Origin of the sequence: Acinetobacter sp. ANC 5378 (assembly GCF_013004315.1) — a bacterium.
Taxonomy (GTDB): domain Bacteria; phylum Pseudomonadota; class Gammaproteobacteria; order Pseudomonadales; family Moraxellaceae; genus Acinetobacter.
This window is the reverse complement of record NZ_JABERK010000072.1, coordinates 1-17,061: the sequence shown is the minus strand read 5'-3', so window position 1 is coordinate 17,061 and position 17,061 is coordinate 1. Positions and strand designations below refer to the sequence as shown.

The following is a 17,061-nucleotide window of genomic DNA, read 5'->3' as shown; positions in this document are numbered from 1 at the left end:
GAACAACTATGGCATTAATCGTTCAAAAATATGGCGGTACCTCTATGGGTACTCCCGAGCGCATTTTAAATGTTGCTCGTCGTGTAAAGCGCTGGCATGACCACGGCCACAAGGTAGTGGTTGTAGTTTCAGCAATGAGTGGCGAAACCAATCGTCTGCTTGCTTTAGCGAAGGCCATTACCGAAACCCCTGACCCGCGTGAACTTGACCAAATGGTTTCTACCGGTGAACAGGTTACGATTTCTATGTTAGCGATGGCGCTTAACTCGATTGGAGTTGAAGCAAAATCACTAACAGGTCGCCAAGTTGGCATCAAAACCGACAGCGCATTTAACAAAGCCCGCATTGAATCTATTGATACTGACGTATTAACTGAAAACCTAGATGCAGGCCGTGTACTTGTAGTTGCAGGCTTCCAAGGCTTTGATGAACAAGGCAATACCACGACTTTAGGTCGTGGCGGTTCAGACACTTCTGGTGTTGCACTTGCTGCTGCATTAAAAGCAGATGAATGCCAAATTTACACAGACGTGGATGGTGTTTATACCACCGACCCTCGTGTTGCACCTAAAGCAAAAAAAGTTGATCGTATTTCTTTTGAAGAAATGCTGGAAATGGCATCTTTGGGTTCTAAAGTTCTTCAAATTCGTTCAGTTGAATTTGCTGGTAAATACCAAGTGCCTTTACGTGTATTATCAAGTTTTGATAATGACGATGATGGCGCATTTGACGAAGACTTTAAACAAAACGTCGGCACTCTTATTACTACTGAATTGGAAGACAACATGGAACAGCCAATTATCTCTGGTATCGCATTTAACCGTGACGAAGCAAAATTAACGATTCTAGGTGTACCTGATGAACCAGGTATTGCAGCTAAAATCTTATGTCCAATTGGCGATGCTAACGTTGAAGTGGATATGATTATCCAGAACGTTGAAGAAGATGGCACAACTGATTTCACCTTTACGGTTAACCGTGGTGAATTAGCCAAAGCCACAACAATTCTTGAAGATACCGCGAAAAAAATTGGTGCACGTGAAGTTGCAACCCGTTCTGACATCGTAAAAGTATCGATTGTGGGTGTTGGTATGCGTTCACATGCTGGCGTGGCAAGCAAAATGTTCACTGCCCTCGCTGAAGAAGGCATCAATATTTTAATGATCTCTACCTCAGAAATTAAAATTTCCGTGATCATTGAAGAAAATTATTTAGAACTTGCTGTGCGTACTCTTCACACTGCTTTCGGTTTAGACCGTGAATCTGGTGAATCAAGCGTACGTGCATAATATCGGAAAATGTGTCACAAATTGTCATTGTTAGACAGTTTTTAAAAAAGTAGAAAAAAACGGTGCCACTATAGTTTTTCCTATAGTGGCTCTGTTATATTAGCCATGTGCTTTTAAGAAAATTTTAGCAAAATGCTATATGGGACGAGGTTTGTCACATTGCTTTGTTAAAATTTTCTTTGATATTTAAAGGTTGTGTTTTTTACATTTTAGATCAATTGCAGGTTTAGCATTTTGCAAGGAGATAAACATGCTGATTCTGACTAGACGTGTCGGAGAAACATTAATGATCGGGGACCAAGTTAGTGTAACTGTGCTTGGTGTTAAAGGAAATCAAGTTCGTATTGGCGTAAATGCTCCAAAAGAAGTATCTGTTCATCGTGAAGAAATTTACCAACGTATTCAACATGAACGCGCTATGCACGAACATCTTCAACATCTCGATCAAGATTATCAACCTTCTTTTGAAGAAGATAATTTCCCACAGAATACCCAGAATGACTTTAATCGTTAAAAAGATTAAATGTTTTTCTCCTAAAGCGGCTTACATAAGCCGCTTTAAATTTATCTGGACATTAGTTTTGTTCAAGTAAAGCCAATGCTTTTTTGACTGGTGCATAACTGCGACGATGCTGATCAATCACACCATGTTGCGCAATCGCCTCAAAATGGGCTTTGGTTGGATAACCCTTGTGTTTAGCAAAGCCAAAGTGCGGATATTGCTGATCAAGCTCTACCATTTGATGGTCACGCGTGACTTTTGCCAAAATACTGGCAGCTGAAATTTCTGCATGCAGCGCATCACCACCCACTACGGCATCACAGCTCATCGTTAAGCCCTGTGGGACTTTATTCCCATCCACCAACACATGCTCAGGTTGTATGTTTAAAGCCTCTACAGCGCGGCGCATCGCTAACAATGATGCTTGAAGAATGTTGATCTCGTCAATTTCTTCATGACTCGCTTCAGCAATGGCCCACGCCAGAGCTTTTTCCTGTATTTCTACAAATAGCTTTTCACGTTTTTTTTCAGTGAGTTTTTTAGAATCATTCAAGCCCTCAATCGGGTTATTGGGATCTAAAATAACTGCAGCTGCAACAACTGAACCCACAAGTGGGCCACGCCCTGCTTCATCTGCACCAGCGATTTTCATAACCTATCTACCTACAAAAAAAATAGGCTGAACAAGTCAGCCTATTTATTACTTCATTGACGATTATTGTACTGCTTCAGCAACACAGGCGTTAATTGTTTTAGTGACTGCATTTGAAACAATTGTCGTACGTGCTGCCGGATCAATCGCTGCTGTTGCCAAATCTACAGCTGTTACGCTTTGTGGCGCTTTTTCACTGACACAACCACAAATTTCAGACTGAATATTTTGTTTTTGAGTTGCAGTCATCAATTTAGTCGCTGTTTGCCATGCAGCAATATTATTCAACTCGGTTGTACATTTCGCATTAATTGCAATTTTAATTGCAGCGTTTCCAAGTTGCTGAGTTGCCGATTGCGTGCCTGTTGCACCCGTTGTGCCTGTCGTTGTGCCAGTTGATACACATGCAGTAAGCGCTAAAGTTAAAGGGGCAAGTACAGCAATTAATTTTTTCACAGTTAAATCCTTTGTTATAAAATCTGTTGGGCATATTCTGCCGAAACTTTTCCTTAGAAGAAATCGATATTTCAAATGAATTTTCCAGCTGCGTATTGTCTGTACAAAAACAATACCGCTTTCAGCGTTGCAAGGATTATACGCTTCGTTCCATATTCATCGTTTTTTTAAATACGCTGTTTGATTAGCATGCTGAGACTTATAAATTACATGTTGGTCTAACATGACAAGCACTTCACAATACTATACCCGTACAGCACAAATACTTCATTGGCTGATGGCGGTTATTTTCATTGCCGCATGGTTGATTGGTTTTTATAGCGGAAATTTTTTAAGTTATGATGTTGATGGCAGCTTTAAAGGCCAAGTCATCACCTTACATAAAAATATCGCGACAACGATTATATTTCTGGTCTTGATTCGTCTGTTTTGGCGCTATACTCACCCCGTTCCACAACTGCCAGACACGATGTCGCCATCAATGAAAGTCTTGGCACATTTTGGGCATTTGGCTTTATATTTAATGTTGCTCGCATTACCGATTACCGGCTGTTTGTTTAGCTGGAGTGCTGGACATCCTGCGCCTGTTTTGTACTTATTTGAAATCCCGCGTCTGGTTCAAGACAATCCTGAACTGTTAGCCATTGTTAAGCCTATCCATATTTATTTGTCGTGGTTTGCCGGTTTTCTGGTGACAGGACATATCGCTGCTGCTTTAAAGCATCATTTTATAGATAAAGATAATATTTTACGCAGTATGATTCGACAAGAAAAATAGCCAAATAACGTCCAATAAAAAGCCGCATCAGTTTATGCACAGATGCGGCTTTTTCTTATTTTCAAACTTACTTCAGGGCTTCTTGAGTACAACCCTTCACGCTATTTAACACGGCTTGTTTAATCAGACTATTTTTAGCCTCTTCACTCAACGATGCCATTGCCAGATCTTTTGCAGACACATCATTCAGGGCATTGTCACTGACACAGCCACAGATTTGTTTTTGCACCGAACTTTGACGCTCTGAACTCATAAATAAGGTCGCTGATTGCCAGATTTTTGAATCATTGAGTTCACTTTTACAACCTTGTTCAACCACTGGTTTCAACATTTTCTGAGTTAAAGTAGAATTTTTATCGGTCGCAAAAACTGATACAGAACCAACCAACAAAGCAATAGCAGATATCCAGCACAGACTCTTTTTCAAAATAAAACCTAATTTTTAACAAGCAATGATTGAGCAGATCAATGTATCAATCTGCTCAATCCAAAAGCATTTTTCAAAGGAAAAGATTACACCAAAGCATCAATCTGTTGTGACCATTTTTGTTTTTCAGCATCAGAGATAAATGATGCTTCAAACGAATTTTTAGCCAATTGCTTTAGTTCATCATTAGATAAATCCAAGGCTTCAGCAATCGCAATGAAGTTATCATTCATATATCCACCAAAATACGATGGATCATCCGAATTTACAGTCACATGCACGCCTTGTTGCAATAAACGACGGATATTGTGCTGTGCCATATTATCAACGACGCAAAGCTTTAAGTTACTTAAAGGACACACCGTTAAAGGCATTTTTTCAGCAATTAAACGTTGCATGAGTTTCGGATCTTCTTCTGAGCGTACACCATGATCCACTCGGTTCACTTTAAGCAAATCCAAAGCTTCCCATACATATTCTGCCGGACCTTCTTCGCCTGCATGTGCCACCACTAAAAAGCCTGCTTCACGTGCTTTGGCAAATACCCGTTCAAACTTAGATGGTGGATGCCCCACTTCGCTTGAATCCAGACCGACAGCAATAATTTGATCCTTAAATGGTAAAGCCTGTTCTAAAGTTTGAAATGCCGCTTCTTCACTTAAATGACGCAAGAAACACATGATTAAATGCGATGTAATGCCCAATTTGGCTTTTGCATCATCACAGGCGCGCTGCAAACCATTAATCACCGTTGCGAATGCCACACCACGATCGGTATGCGTTTGTGGATCGAAGAACATTTCGGTATGCACAACGTTATCTGCAGCGCATTTTTCAAAATATGCCCAAGCCAGATCATAAAAATCTTGCTCAAGCACCAAAACATTGGCACCTGCATAATAAATATCGAGGAAAGATTGCAGATTGTGGAAGTTGTAAGCCTGTTTTACTTCATCTACAGATTTATACGGAATATCAATATGGTTACGTTGAGCAATGGCGAACATGAGTTCAGGCTCAAAAGTCCCTTCAATATGTACGTGTAACTCTGCTTTTGGCAGCGCTTGAATAAGCTCAAGTTGATTCATATCTTATCCTTATAAAACTTTTTTCAAAAAATAAAAAAGGGTGCAAACTGAGTTTACACCCTACTGTGAATTTGGTGAATTAGCCACCAAATGCAGCAAATTTCAATGCCCAAAGTGCAGCAATAATCCATACCATATATGGAACAGTTTTCGCCTTACCTGTACATAGCTTGATCAGCGCATAGCTGATAAAGCCCATCGCAATACCATCTGCAATTGAGTAGGAAAAAGGCATAAATACGATAGTTAAAAAGGCAGGAACCGCTTCAGTGATGTCTTCCCAGTCAATGTGTACAATTCCCTGAATCATCAACACACCCACAAATAGCAAGGCTGGTGCGGTAGCAAAACTTGGTACAGATTGCGCAAGTGGTGCTAAAAACAGGCATAACAAGAACATAACACCAACAACAACAGCAGTTAAACCTGTACGACCACCCGCTGCAACACCCGCAGATGATTCAATATAAGGCGTTGTTGAAGATGTACCCAAAGCCGCACCTGCAACAATTGCAGTTGAATCCGCAAAAAGTGCTTTTTTCAAACGCGGTAATTTACCGTCTTTCAATAAGCCTGCACGGTGTGATACACCCACCAATGTGCCTGTTGAGTCAAACAAATCGACCAAAAAGAATACAAAGATCACGCCCACCAAGCTAGCAGTGAACAAGCCTTGGAAGTCCATTTGCAAGAATGTTGGGGCGATAGATGGAATCTGACCAACCACACCTTGAAATTGGTTATAACCCAATGCTGTAGCAATAGCAGTAATGACTAAAATACTGATAATAATCGCGCCACGCACTTTAAAGTGGTGCATCACTACAACCATTAAGAAACCAAGCAAAGCCAGCAGTACTGAAGGTTGTTTTAAATCACCCAGGCCCACTAAGGTTGCAGGATTATCCACAATAATGCCGGCATTTTTTAAAGCAACCAGTGCGAGGAACATACCAATACCACCGCCAATCGCCAGTTTTAATGACATTGGAATCGCATTGACAATGGCTTCACGAATTTTAAACATGCTGATCGCAATGAAGATCAAACCTGATACAAACACAGCAGCCAGTGCAGTTTGCCAAGGCACACCCATCCCCATACACACAGAATAGGTAAAGTAAGCATTCAAGCCCATACCCGGCGCAAGTGCGATTGGATAATTCGCAACAATTCCCATAACCAAACAACCGATTGCGGCTGCCAGACAGGTTGCGACAAAGACAGCCCCATGATCCATGCCTGTTTCGGACAAAATCATTGGATTGACAATAATGATGTAACACATCGTTAAGAAAGTGGTTACACCTGCAAGAACTTCTGTGCGAAAACTGGTTTTGTTTTCGCTTAACTTAAATAAGCGTTCAAGCATATTCTCTGAAGATGGATTAGGAGTCGTCATGACTTTACCCCGGTAAGTAAACTTTATGCCGTTAGCACGCTATAAAATTAATGATCCTCTAGGCCGAATCATCATTAATTTTATAGCTGTCAAGCAATGGATATGCCAATTTTCCCATTCAAAACAAGTAGATTGAACAATTTCTCATAAGAGCTAAAACAGTCAAATGACAAAAATTGTAAACAAAAAAGCTGCATAAAAGTTATGCAGCTCTACTTCGTTTAAATAAATCATATATTTATAAAACAAATATAATGATTCAATTATGGTTGTGGCAAATTATAGCACAATGATTTTTTATTGTTTCTAAAATTTATTATTCAATAAAATTCAATAAGATAACAACACTTTAAAATTTATGAATCCGGACTGCACGACTAAAGTTCACTTGATTTAGCAATAAAGCGATTTGAAGAATGAGCAGGAAAGACTTTAACCTCATTATTAAAGATAAATTTATTAGGATGGCTATCTATGATATTGAGTGACTGATGTGCATCATCAATCAACTGATTTACTTCTTTCTCTTTTTTTAGTTCTGAATCCTGATAAACCCAATACCCGAGTACTAGCACGGCAAAAATGATGATTAGGATTAATAATTTTTTCATAACAAAATTTTATTATTCAGGCAACTTTTCATCATCATAACAAACAACCATAAAAAATGTGATGTACATCACATTTCATTAAATGTTTTTCCTGTATTTAACTTTAACCATTTCATTATTATAAAAATTATTATTCTAACCTTTAAAAAAAATCCCGATTAGTTTCGGGATTTTTTGCCTACCCAAACAACCTTAAGCAGCTTGTTGCTCATCACGCTTAAACACCAATTCACCTTTAAGTGAACTTTCAGCATCAAAATAATAACCATCAGTATTGAATGATTTTAAGTCTTCCACCTGATTCAACTGATTTTCGATAATATAGCGCGCCATCAAACCACGTGCTTTTTTGGCATAAAAGCTGATCACTTTGTATTTGCCATTTTTTTGATCCAAGAACACAGGCTTAATGATTTCGGCTTTAATTTTGCGCTCAATCACTGACTTATAATATTCATCCGACGCAATATTGACCAATAATTCTGAATTGGCTTGTTCCAAATCCTCATTGATCAAGCGGGTAATATGATCGCCCCAGAATTGATATAAGTTATGACCACGTGGATTTTGCAATTTTGTGCCCATTTCTAGACGATACGGCATCATCAAATCTAAGGGACGCAATAAACCATACAGCCCAGACAACATGCGTAAGTGATTTTGTGCAAATTCAATATATTGATCATTCAGATCATAAGCATCTAAACCGGTATAAACATCGCCTTTAAAAGCAAATAAAGCCTGACGAGCATTGGAAAAATTAAACTCAGACTGCCAATCATTGAAACGTTCCACATTCAATTTGGCAATTTTTTCACTCACGCTCATTAAATTGGCGATATCTGCAGCAGACAGTTTACGACTTACGTCTATAAGTTCTTGTGAATGTTCCAGCAATCTTGGTAAGGTATGCGCATCGGTTGGTAATGCAGATTCATAATCTAAAGTCTTGGCAGGAGAAATTAAGGCGAGCATGAATAACCTGATCAAAAAATAATTAAACAAACTATAACAGTAGACTTATTTTATTTCCAATTTGTGTTTTTGCTGAACATTATCGGTAAAATACCTCATTCTCCTGTTATCCATCGGTTACTATATGTCCGAGCAAATTTTCATTCAAGGCCCTGCCGGTCAACTTGAAATTTTTGTTGATTATCCACAGGGTGAAGTGAAAGGATTCGCGATTGTATGTCACCCCCACCCTTTGCAAGGCGGTAATCCGCAGCATAAGGTACCCACGCTTTTGGCTCAAATGTTTCTTGAGCGCGGTTGCATTGTCTATCGTCCGAGTTTTCGCGGTTCAGGTCAAAGTGATGGCCTCCATGACGAAGGTCATGGTGAAACGGATGATATTCTAGACGCCATTAAACAAATTCGCAGTAAACATATCAGCCTGACTTTTTATGCGGGTGGCTTTAGTTTTGGCGCACATGTAATGGCGAAAAGTTATCATGCACTGCCTGATGAAATTAAACCGAAGCAATTGATTTTATGTGGCTTACCCACAGCGACTGTGGCAGGTCTACGCCATTATGTTACCCCTGCCATTAAAGGTGATATTCTGTTTATCCATGGTGAAGCCGATGAAGTCACTTTATTGTCTGACTTAATCGAATGGGCTAAACCACAACGTCATTTATTGACAATATTACCGGGTGCAAACCATTTCTTTACTGGATATTTAAAGCAATTACGGATTGCGATCTCTCGCTTTTTAATTGTCTAATCAGCATCGAAAATGAATAAAAAAGGCCATCATGAAGATGGTCTTTTTTATTCATTTTTAAATTTCACTTTTCTAGAAAATATATCTCTATTGAATGGGCTTTTTAGTATTTTTACTAAGATGAGCAAATCGAAGAAATGACACATTAAAAAATGTGATGAAAAAAAATGCGACTTATAAAAGCCGCATTCACAACTATATTTTACGATTAGCCCGTCGTCCATTTAAACTCACTAAAAGATTCATCTTCTTTTAAGGTGTTTTCAACCGCTTGAGCCAATTGATTCAATAAACTTTGTTCGGTAATACGATCTAGCCAATCCTGCTCTTCATCTGGGTACGAGGTAATCTCGCAAACTAAATGCCCTTCTGCATCATGCCCCTGGCAAGTGACAGATAAAGGTAAAGATTGATTGTCTACACTTACAGCAACCTGATCACCACTTTGTGACAAGGTCTGAAAACCGTATTGACCCAATTCTTTAGACAAAAGATCTGCAACATACTCCTGAGTCACATGACAATCATTCGATTGCTGCGACACATGATTATGCTTTTCACAGTTTGCAGTAAATTGTAATTTTCTCATCGGTGCATCCAAACACATTCTTGTTGTATGGTTTTAGCATAAGCAATAAAAACAAAACAGCCAAGCAAAAGCTTGGCTGTTTTCCAACAAATATACAAAATTAGACTAATTACTCACTCACTTGAATCGCCAAACCGGCTTGATTTGCAAGTTCAGTGAATGTCGGGAAACTGGTTGCCACAGTTTCAGTACCAATAATTTTGATTTCACCTGAAGTACGCAAGCCTGCCATACTAAAACTCATCGCAATACGATGGTCATGATGCGATTCAATTTCACCGCCATTGAAAATTGCAGACCAGTCACCTGATTTACCTTTACCTTCAATAATGATGCCATCATCTGTTGGTGTGCAGTCAATGCCCATGGTTTGCAAGCCATCTGCCATCACTTGAATACGATCAGACTCTTTCACACGAAGTTCAGCAGCACCGGTCAAAATGGTTTGACCTTCGGCACATGCCGCAGCAATAAACAGTGCCGGGAATTCATCAATCGCCAATGGCACCTGATCTTCCGGCATATGAATACCCTTCAAGGTACGACTTCCGCGAATACGAATGTCCGCAATTGGCTCACCACCGGCAACACGTTCATTTTCTACAGTTAAATCTGCACCCATTTGTTTTAGAATTTCAATCACACCGGTACGGGTTGGGTTAATCCCGACCGCTTCAAGGGTCACATCTGAACCTTCAGTAATGGCAGCACCGACCATGAAAAACGCAGCAGATGAAATATCAGATGGCACCTGAATTTCAGTTCCCACCAATTTACCGCCACCTTGCAGTGAAATACGGTTGCCTTCAGTTTTCACTTCATAACCAAAAGCGCGCAACATACGTTCAGTATGGTCACGGGTTGGTTCAGGTTCAGTCACCGAAGTTTCACCATTTGCCCAAAGACCCGCCAATAAAATTCCTGATTTCACCTGAGCCGATGCCATTGGCAAGTCGTAGTGAATACCTTGAAGGTTTTGGCTGCCAGTAATTGAAACTGGCGGTGTACCACGCTCACCTGTGGTTTGAATCTGTGCACCCATTTCCCGTAATGGTTTGGCAATACGCTCCATTGGACGTTTAGACAATGAAGCATCACCCGTCATCACAGAATCAAACTTCTGTGCGGACAACATGCCTGAAAGCAAACGCATGGATGTACCCGAGTTACCCATGTACAAAGCACTTGCCGGTGCTTTTAAACCATTGATTCCCACACCGTGAATAGTCACTTCACCATTCTTAGGTCCTTCAATGCTAACGCCCATATCACGGAATGCCTGAAGCGTCGCTAAAGCATCTTCACCTTCCAAGAAACCTGTCACGTGCGTTGTACCTTCAGCAATCGCACCAAACATGATGGAGCGATGTGACACCGATTTGTCACCTGGCACGGTAAATTTACCTTTAAATGTCTTATCACCCGGCAAAATGGTAAATTGTTGTGTCACTTTATCGTTCTCCATCAAAGGTTTCTTAGAAAGCATGTGATTGAAGTGTTGTCGCGCAGCCTGTGCATGCTCTAACAGTCCAATTAATGCTTTGGAATCTTCATTTTCAATCAGTTTACGGATTTGTGCGAGTTGTTGTTCAAAACCATCGACCGCATTCAAAATCGCTTTTTTATTGGCAAAAAAGATGTCATGCCACATTTGCGGATCACTGGCTGCAATGCGCGAAAAATCGCGAAATCCACCGGCAGCATAACGGAAAATATCCAGATTATCTTCACGGTTTGCCAGTTGCTCAACCAGGTTAAATGCCATCAAATGCGGAAGATGACTGGTATGTGCCAGCACTTCATCATGCTTGTCCACATCCATGCAAATGACTTCCGCTTTTGCCGCTTGCCAAAGTTGAATCAGCTTATTCACGGCCCAGTCGCCACTGCTCGGTAACGGTGTCAAAATGACTTTGTGGTTAGCAAACAAATCGACCTTACCTGCATGTACACCGGTATGTTCGGCACCTGCAATCGGATGACCCGGTACAAAACCTTCAGGTAGATTTTCACCATATACCGCTTTTGCAGCATCAACCACATTACCCTTAGTACTGCCCACATCGGTAATAATGGTTTTAGCAGACAAATAAGGCTTGATGGTTTCCAGTACCTTTTGCGTTGCACGAACAGGCAAAGCCAAAACCACCAGATCTGCATCTTGTACGGCATCGACAGGATTGCTATAGCCTTCCTGAATCAGTCCAAGCGCTTTTGCATCATCCAGCGTTTTTTGCGAACGTGTGGATGCAACAATTTGCTTTGCCAATTTTTCAGCAATGATCACACGAGCCAGACTTGAGCCAATCAGCCCAAGTCCAATAAAGGCAACTTTTTCAAACAGTGGCTGAGACATGGCTTAGGCTTTTTCCTCTACACCATTTGTTTCCAAATCCAGTACTTTGGCAAGTGCTGTCAGGAACTTGGCATTTTCAGCTTCAGTACCAATGGATACACGAAGATGATTTGCAATACCCACCGGACGTACAATCACACCTTCTTTCAACAAGGCATTAAACGTTTGCGCAGGATCAGCCTGTACATCGACCAAAATAAAGTTGGCACGTGAAGGTACATAATCTAAGCCAAGCGCATCAAAGCCTTGTTCAAGCTGCTTCATGCCCGCTTTATTTACAATACGCGATTGTTCAATAAAGTCTTCATCTTTCAATGCCGCGACTGCTGCGACCATTGCAAGATGATTCACATTAAATGGCTGACGAATACGGTTCAGGTAATCAGTCACTTCGGCTGATGCCAAAGCAAAACCAACGCGAAGCGCTGCCAAGCCATAACATTTAGACAAGGTACGGCTGACAATAATGTTTGGATATTGTTCCAAGAATTTTAAGCTGTTGAAGTTTTCCGGGAAATACTCCACATAGGCTTCATCCAGAACCACAATCACATTGGTCGGTACTTTTTGCATGAAGGCTTCAAATTCAGCTTCTTCAAACCAGGTTCCGGTTGGGTTGTTTGGATTGGCAATAAAGATCAGTTTGGTATTGTCTTGAATTGCTGCTGCCATGGCATCCAAGTCATGAGCAAAACCTTTGGCAGGCACTTCAATTGCTTCTGCATTAATCGCTTGAGTCACCAAGGCATATACTGCAAACGCATGCTGACTATACACCACAGAATCTTTTTCAGAAACGAATGCACGGGCAAACATTTCAAGCAAATCGTTTGAACCATTACCCAAAGTAATCCGGTCAGCAGTCACGCCAAATTGTGCCTGAATCTGGTCTTTTAAGATAAAACCACCACCGTCCGGATATCGTCCAATTTCTGCCAGTTCAGCAGCCACGGCTTGCTTCACCTTTTCAGAACAACCCAACGGATTTTCATTCGAGGCCAATTTGACGATATCAGTAATCCCTAACTCACGCTCAAGTTCACTAATAGGTTTACCTGGTTGATAAGGCTTTAACTTTGAGATGCCTTCATTGGCAGGGACAAACGACATGTTACTCTTCCAGTTATTTCAAGTGATAAATATGGTCAACTTGAATGCAAAAATTGACCACTGCTTTAATGGATAAGATTTACAATACTGCAATCGGGTAAGAACCCAAAACTCGAACCTCTTTCACCAAAGGACGAATTTCTTCAATTGCCGCTTTGACGTTTTCCTGTTCCACATGACCTTCCAGGTCAATGAAGAATACATAGGCCCATTTTTCTGGCAATGCAGGACGAGTTTCAATACTGGTCAAGCTAATATTGTGTTTTGCAAACGGCGCCAGAATTTCAAGCAGGGCACCGGCACGGTCATGTGCAGAAATCAGCAAAGAAGTTTTGTCATTACCACTTGGTGGTACTTTTTCACGGCCAATCACCAAGAAACGCGTGGTATTTTCCGGATTATCTTCAATATTGCCGTGTAGAATTTCCAGGTCATAAATACTTGCAGCGACATCAGAGGCGATTGCTGCTGAATGCCATTCATTGCGAATACGGCGGGCAGCTTCAGCATTTGAACTTAAGGCAACACGTTCAACACCCGGATAATGGGCATCCAACCAGCCACGGCATTGCGCCAGAGTTTGTTGATGTGCATAAATCTGTTTGATGCTGTCTTTACGGGTATTTGATGACACTAAAAATTGATGATGGATACGCAGTTCAACTTCGCCAATCACGTTTAAGTGCGAAGACTTGAAACAGTCTAAAGTATGGTTCACCACACCTTCAGATGAGTTTTCCACAGGCACCAAACCATAATGTGCACTACCCGCTTCCACTTCACGGAACACTTCATCAATGGTTGGCAGTGGGCGGACAATCGCATCCTGACCAAAATGTTTCAGTACTGCTGAATGGGTATATGTGCCGACAGGCCCCAGAAATGCAATACTTTGTGGGGCTTCTAGTGCCAGACAAGCCGACATGATTTCGCGGAATAAACGCGCCATGGTCACATCAGATAACGGCCCTTCATTACGCTGCATAACATTACGTAAAACTTGTGCTTCACGTTCAGGACGGTAAAACATTGGATTCTCTTCAGAAGCAAATTTTGCTTTTGCCACTGCTTCTGCCAATTTCGCTCGACGATTGATAAGTTGTTGAATCTGCTGATCTACAGAGTCAATATCCTCACGAATTTGAGCAAGGTCAAGAGAAGTCTTGGTGTTTTGATCGTCGTTGATCATTGTTATGTCGCCCTTCGAAAACATTATGCAAACAGTATAACAATAGTTAGCTTTCAAATGTTACGCAATAAGACTTTGATTGATTCAGTCTTAAAAACATACAGTTGATTTAATCAGCAGTTTTATTCCTCATGTTTTTGCCATGAATATTTAAAATTGATGACTTTTTGCCAATTTTCTCAAAATTGAGCTATAAGCGTAGATCGTTAAATTTGAAACATTCAGGCCGATTTTATGTCATATGGTTAAATTAATTTATCGGTATTTGCAAATAATCTCATATTTTAAAGCACTTAATCAGGATTCTTTTTGACTTGATTTTTTCAAATTTAATTCTACTGTTTGGCAGATATAATCATTGTGAAAAACACCTGTTTACTCGATGTTAAAAGGTCAATGTCAGGACTGACATAAAAAATCAAATGTTGATGGTTGGTTACATACCGGCGATATAACCAAAGTCGATCCAGATGGCTTTTGTTAATCCTGGACTGTAAAAAAGATATGGTAATTTTTCTGGTTTTAATGTTTATCCCAATGAAATTGAAGCTATTCTGGTAGAACATCCTGATGTCATTGAGGCTGCAGTCATTGGCATACCGGATGAACACATGGAGAATCGGTCAAAGCCTTTATTACGTCCAGTAACCCAAACCTTTCAAATGATCACATGATAAAACACTGCAAAGAAAACCTGACTGCCTATAAAGCCCCAAAATTCATTGAGATATTGAATGAGTTACCAAAGTCAACAGTCGGAAAAATTCTACGGGCTGAACTTCGACAAAGGGAACAATAAAAAATATCACTTAGACTCAACTCATTACAGCACTTAAATCCAGCCCTGAAGCCCTATTTTCGGGACTTTTTCTTTTGCAATAGTCATTTACCAAACTCCATCACAAAACTTTAATGTTTAATTTATAGTCTTTTAATAAAGCAATTCAGAGAATAATAATGTCAAAAAGAATCGCAGTTTTAGTGACTCATGATTTTGAAGATTTGGAATACTCAGAACCCGTACAGGCCTTTCGTGCCGCACGTCATAGTATTTTGAATATTGAAAATAGAGCAGGCAATATTGTTTACGGTAAAAAGCGTAAATCTGCAGTGACCATCGACCAAAGTATTGATGATGTTTCAGTGCATGATTTTGATGCCTTACTCATTCCCGGTGGTCATTCGCCTGACCGCCTGTGTAGTGATGCTCGTTTTGTCAATTTTATACGTAAATTTGCCCATGCAAAAAAGCCCATTATGAGTATTTGTCACAATCCCCAGCTACTGATCAGCGCGAAAGTAGTGAAAGGGCGATTAATGACTACACTTAAAACTTTCGCCACTGATCTGATCAATGCTGGTGCGGTTTATTACGACGTAGGAGTCGTGAATGATAATAATCTGTATATTTCTTCCCGCTCACCTGACGATTTACCCGCCTTTATTGAAGAAAGCCTGATGGTGTTGAGTCAATAAAAAAGAGCCATATAGCTCTTTTTTATTTCAAGGATTAGCGCCCCAATATGCTACGTGCCACAATTTCTTTCATAATTTCATTGGTACCACCATATATTCGTTGAATACGGGCATCTACAAAGAAACGTGAAATTGGATATTCAGTCATATAACCATACCCGCCAAACAGTTGTAATAAGTTATCGGCAATCTTCATTTGCATATCCGTTGCAAAACTTTTTAGTGCCGCAGCAGTTTCTACATCCAGTTTACCCTGCATGTACAGTTCGACATTCTGGTTATAAAATGCAGCTGTTGCCAGTTCATCAATTTTCGCTTGTGCCAAAACAAAACGGGTATTCTGAAATTGGCTAATCGGCTGGCCAAAGGCTTGACGCTCTTTCACATAAGCAACAGTGACATCAATTGAACCGCGAATCGCACCAATGGCTGTTGAAGCAATCGCAGTACGTTCGCGTGGTAATTCTTGCATTAAATAGGCAAAACCTTGACCTGGCTGCCCCAGTAATTGATCCTTCGGTACTTTAATATTATCGAAGAATAATTCCGAAGTATCTTGTGAGTGCAAACCAATTTTGTTGAGGTTGGTGCCCTTTTTAAAACCTTCTAAATGCGTATCCAGTAGCAACAAAGACACGCCTTTTGCACGTGCTTGAGGATCAGTTTTTGCTGCCAGCACCACCAAATCGGCGTGTTGACCATTTGAAATAAAGGTTTTTGAACCATTTAACAGATAGTGATCACCCTGTAAAATCGCATTAGTACGCATGGCCTGCAAGTCTGAACCCGCTCCCGGTTCAGTCATCCCAATAGCACCGACAACCTCACCAGAAACCATTTTCGGCAACCAGTATTGTTTTTGCTCTTCACTACCAATATGCAAAATATACGGCGCTGCAATTTCAGAATGACATGAAATACCGGTAGATAATGCGCTAAATCCTGCACGCGCAGACTCTTCAACCAGCATGAGTGAGTAATGGGTTGGAACCCCATAACCACCATATTCCTCGGGCACATCAACACACAAGAAACCATTTTCGCCCAATGCATTCCAGATCGAACGCGGCATAATGCCTTCCAGCTCCCATTGTTCATAATGCGGCGCAATATGTTCATTCAAAAAGCGTTTAAAGTTATCGCGAAACAGTTCTAAATCAGCATCATAAGCCAACATATAGCGTCCTTGTATGTGGTTGTTGTATTTATTCCTTCCCCATCCTATTCATTTTATAGAGATCTGTCATGTTCTATAGACCTCATATTTCATGACTTTTGGGTCAATAAAAAAGGAAGCCGAAGCCACTGCTGTCCCATAGTTTGATTTAAATAAAAAAACCTGAGTCCGAACAGTTAAAATATGAGTGCAAACAAACACTTTAACGACCAGGATTCAGGTTTTGTCAC

Annotated in this window: 18 protein-coding genes and 1 pseudogene; 7 read left to right on the top strand and 12 right to left on the bottom strand. The window is 40.5% G+C overall.

The features are described from left to right. Positions 1 to 8: 8 nt before the first annotated feature. A complete protein-coding gene (locus HLH16_RS13810) occupies positions 9 to 1,289 on the top strand; it encodes an aspartate kinase (RefSeq protein WP_171529775.1) in 1,281 nt (426 codons plus the stop codon). Between the two features lie 250 nt (positions 1,290 to 1,539). After that, positions 1,540 to 1,803 (top strand): carbon storage regulator CsrA, encoded by a 264-nt coding sequence (gene csrA / locus HLH16_RS13805; RefSeq protein WP_067723263.1) that lies wholly within the window; start codon positions 1,540 to 1,542, stop codon positions 1,801 to 1,803. Positions 1,804 to 1,864: 61 nt separating this feature from the next. Here the strand turns inward: csrA and rnhB are convergent, their stop codons facing one another. Beyond that, positions 1,865 to 2,443: a ribonuclease HII gene (rnhB, locus tag HLH16_RS13800; RefSeq protein ID WP_171529774.1), complete on the bottom strand. Its 579-nt coding sequence runs from the start codon at positions 2,441 to 2,443 to the stop codon at positions 1,865 to 1,867. 63 nt (positions 2,444 to 2,506) lie between these two features. Continuing rightward, on the bottom strand, positions 2,507 to 2,899 hold the full coding sequence (locus tag HLH16_RS13795) for a hypothetical protein (protein WP_171529773.1): 393 nt from the start codon (positions 2,897 to 2,899) through the stop codon (positions 2,507 to 2,509). Between the two features lie 223 nt (positions 2,900 to 3,122). Here HLH16_RS13795 and HLH16_RS13790 point away from each other — a divergent pair, with 223 nt between their 5' ends. Then, positions 3,123 to 3,677 (top strand): cytochrome b, encoded by a 555-nt coding sequence (locus tag HLH16_RS13790; RefSeq protein WP_171529772.1) that lies wholly within the window; start codon positions 3,123 to 3,125, stop codon positions 3,675 to 3,677. Between the two features lie 67 nt (positions 3,678 to 3,744). Here the strand turns inward: HLH16_RS13790 and HLH16_RS13785 are convergent, their stop codons facing one another. The 5 genes from HLH16_RS13785 to yaaA form a co-directional block, all read right to left on the bottom strand. Next, positions 3,745 to 4,104 carry a hypothetical protein gene (locus HLH16_RS13785; RefSeq protein ID WP_250850283.1) on the bottom strand — a complete coding sequence of 120 codons (360 nt, stop codon included), beginning with the start codon at positions 4,102 to 4,104 and terminating at the stop codon, positions 3,745 to 3,747. Between the two features lie 86 nt (positions 4,105 to 4,190). Next, positions 4,191 to 5,192 (bottom strand): adenosine deaminase, encoded by a 1,002-nt coding sequence (locus HLH16_RS13780; RefSeq protein ID WP_171529771.1) that lies wholly within the window; start codon positions 5,190 to 5,192, stop codon positions 4,191 to 4,193. A 79-nt stretch (positions 5,193 to 5,271) separates the two neighbouring features. Beyond that, entirely contained in the window at positions 5,272 to 6,594 is a 1,323-nt protein-coding gene (locus HLH16_RS13775) for an NCS2 family permease (RefSeq protein WP_171529770.1), read from the bottom strand. Between the two features lie 377 nt (positions 6,595 to 6,971). Further along, positions 6,972 to 7,205 carry a hypothetical protein gene (locus HLH16_RS13770; protein WP_171529769.1) on the bottom strand — a complete coding sequence of 78 codons (234 nt, stop codon included), beginning with the start codon at positions 7,203 to 7,205 and terminating at the stop codon, positions 6,972 to 6,974. A gap of 192 nt (positions 7,206 to 7,397) precedes the next feature. Further along, entirely contained in the window at positions 7,398 to 8,180 is a 783-nt protein-coding gene (gene yaaA / locus HLH16_RS13765) for a peroxide stress protein YaaA (protein WP_171529768.1), read from the bottom strand. 124 nt (positions 8,181 to 8,304) lie between these two features. Between yaaA and HLH16_RS13760 the strand changes: the two genes are divergently transcribed. Next, positions 8,305 to 8,934: an alpha/beta hydrolase gene (locus tag HLH16_RS13760; protein ID WP_171529767.1), complete on the top strand. Its 630-nt coding sequence runs from the start codon at positions 8,305 to 8,307 to the stop codon at positions 8,932 to 8,934. 208 nt (positions 8,935 to 9,142) lie between these two features. On the opposite strand, the gene HLH16_RS13755 is transcribed toward HLH16_RS13760, so the two are convergent. The 4 genes from HLH16_RS13755 to pheA form a co-directional block, all read right to left on the bottom strand. Further along, positions 9,143 to 9,523 carry a hypothetical protein gene (locus HLH16_RS13755; protein WP_171529766.1) on the bottom strand — a complete coding sequence of 127 codons (381 nt, stop codon included), beginning with the start codon at positions 9,521 to 9,523 and terminating at the stop codon, positions 9,143 to 9,145. A gap of 109 nt (positions 9,524 to 9,632) precedes the next feature. After that, on the bottom strand, positions 9,633 to 11,879 hold the full coding sequence (locus tag HLH16_RS13750) for a bifunctional prephenate dehydrogenase/3-phosphoshikimate 1-carboxyvinyltransferase (RefSeq protein ID WP_171529765.1): 2,247 nt from the start codon (positions 11,877 to 11,879) through the stop codon (positions 9,633 to 9,635). Between the two features lie 3 nt (positions 11,880 to 11,882). Continuing rightward, positions 11,883 to 12,989 carry a histidinol-phosphate transaminase gene (hisC, locus tag HLH16_RS13745; RefSeq protein ID WP_171529764.1) on the bottom strand — a complete coding sequence of 369 codons (1,107 nt, stop codon included), beginning with the start codon at positions 12,987 to 12,989 and terminating at the stop codon, positions 11,883 to 11,885. 79 nt (positions 12,990 to 13,068) lie between these two features. Beyond that, on the bottom strand, positions 13,069 to 14,178 hold the full coding sequence (gene pheA, locus HLH16_RS13740; protein WP_171529763.1) for a prephenate dehydratase: 1,110 nt from the start codon (positions 14,176 to 14,178) through the stop codon (positions 13,069 to 13,071). 542 nt (positions 14,179 to 14,720) lie between these two features. Between pheA and HLH16_RS15965 the strand changes: the two genes are divergently transcribed. The 3 genes and pseudogenes from HLH16_RS15965 (at position 14,721) to HLH16_RS13730 (ending at position 15,654) form a co-directional block, all read left to right on the top strand. After that, positions 14,721 to 14,852 carry an AMP-binding enzyme gene (locus HLH16_RS15965; RefSeq protein WP_350644156.1) on the top strand — a complete coding sequence of 44 codons (132 nt, stop codon included), beginning with the start codon at positions 14,721 to 14,723 and terminating at the stop codon, positions 14,850 to 14,852. After that, a pseudogene (locus tag HLH16_RS15805) lies at positions 14,801 to 14,977 on the top strand (AMP-binding enzyme); the annotation flags it as partial. The gene HLH16_RS15965 and the pseudogene HLH16_RS15805, both read left to right, overlap by 52 nt. A gap of 158 nt (positions 14,978 to 15,135) precedes the next feature. Next, the gene (locus HLH16_RS13730) at positions 15,136 to 15,654 is read left to right on the top strand and encodes a type 1 glutamine amidotransferase domain-containing protein (protein WP_171529762.1); all 519 of its coding nucleotides are present in this window, start codon (positions 15,136 to 15,138) and stop codon (positions 15,652 to 15,654) included. 34 nt (positions 15,655 to 15,688) lie between these two features. Here HLH16_RS13730 and HLH16_RS13725 read toward each other — a convergent pair whose 3' ends face one another. Further along, the gene (locus tag HLH16_RS13725) at positions 15,689 to 16,831 is read right to left on the bottom strand and encodes an acyl-CoA dehydrogenase family protein (RefSeq protein ID WP_171529761.1); all 1,143 of its coding nucleotides are present in this window, start codon (positions 16,829 to 16,831) and stop codon (positions 15,689 to 15,691) included. Positions 16,832 to 17,061: the final 230 nt, after the last annotated feature.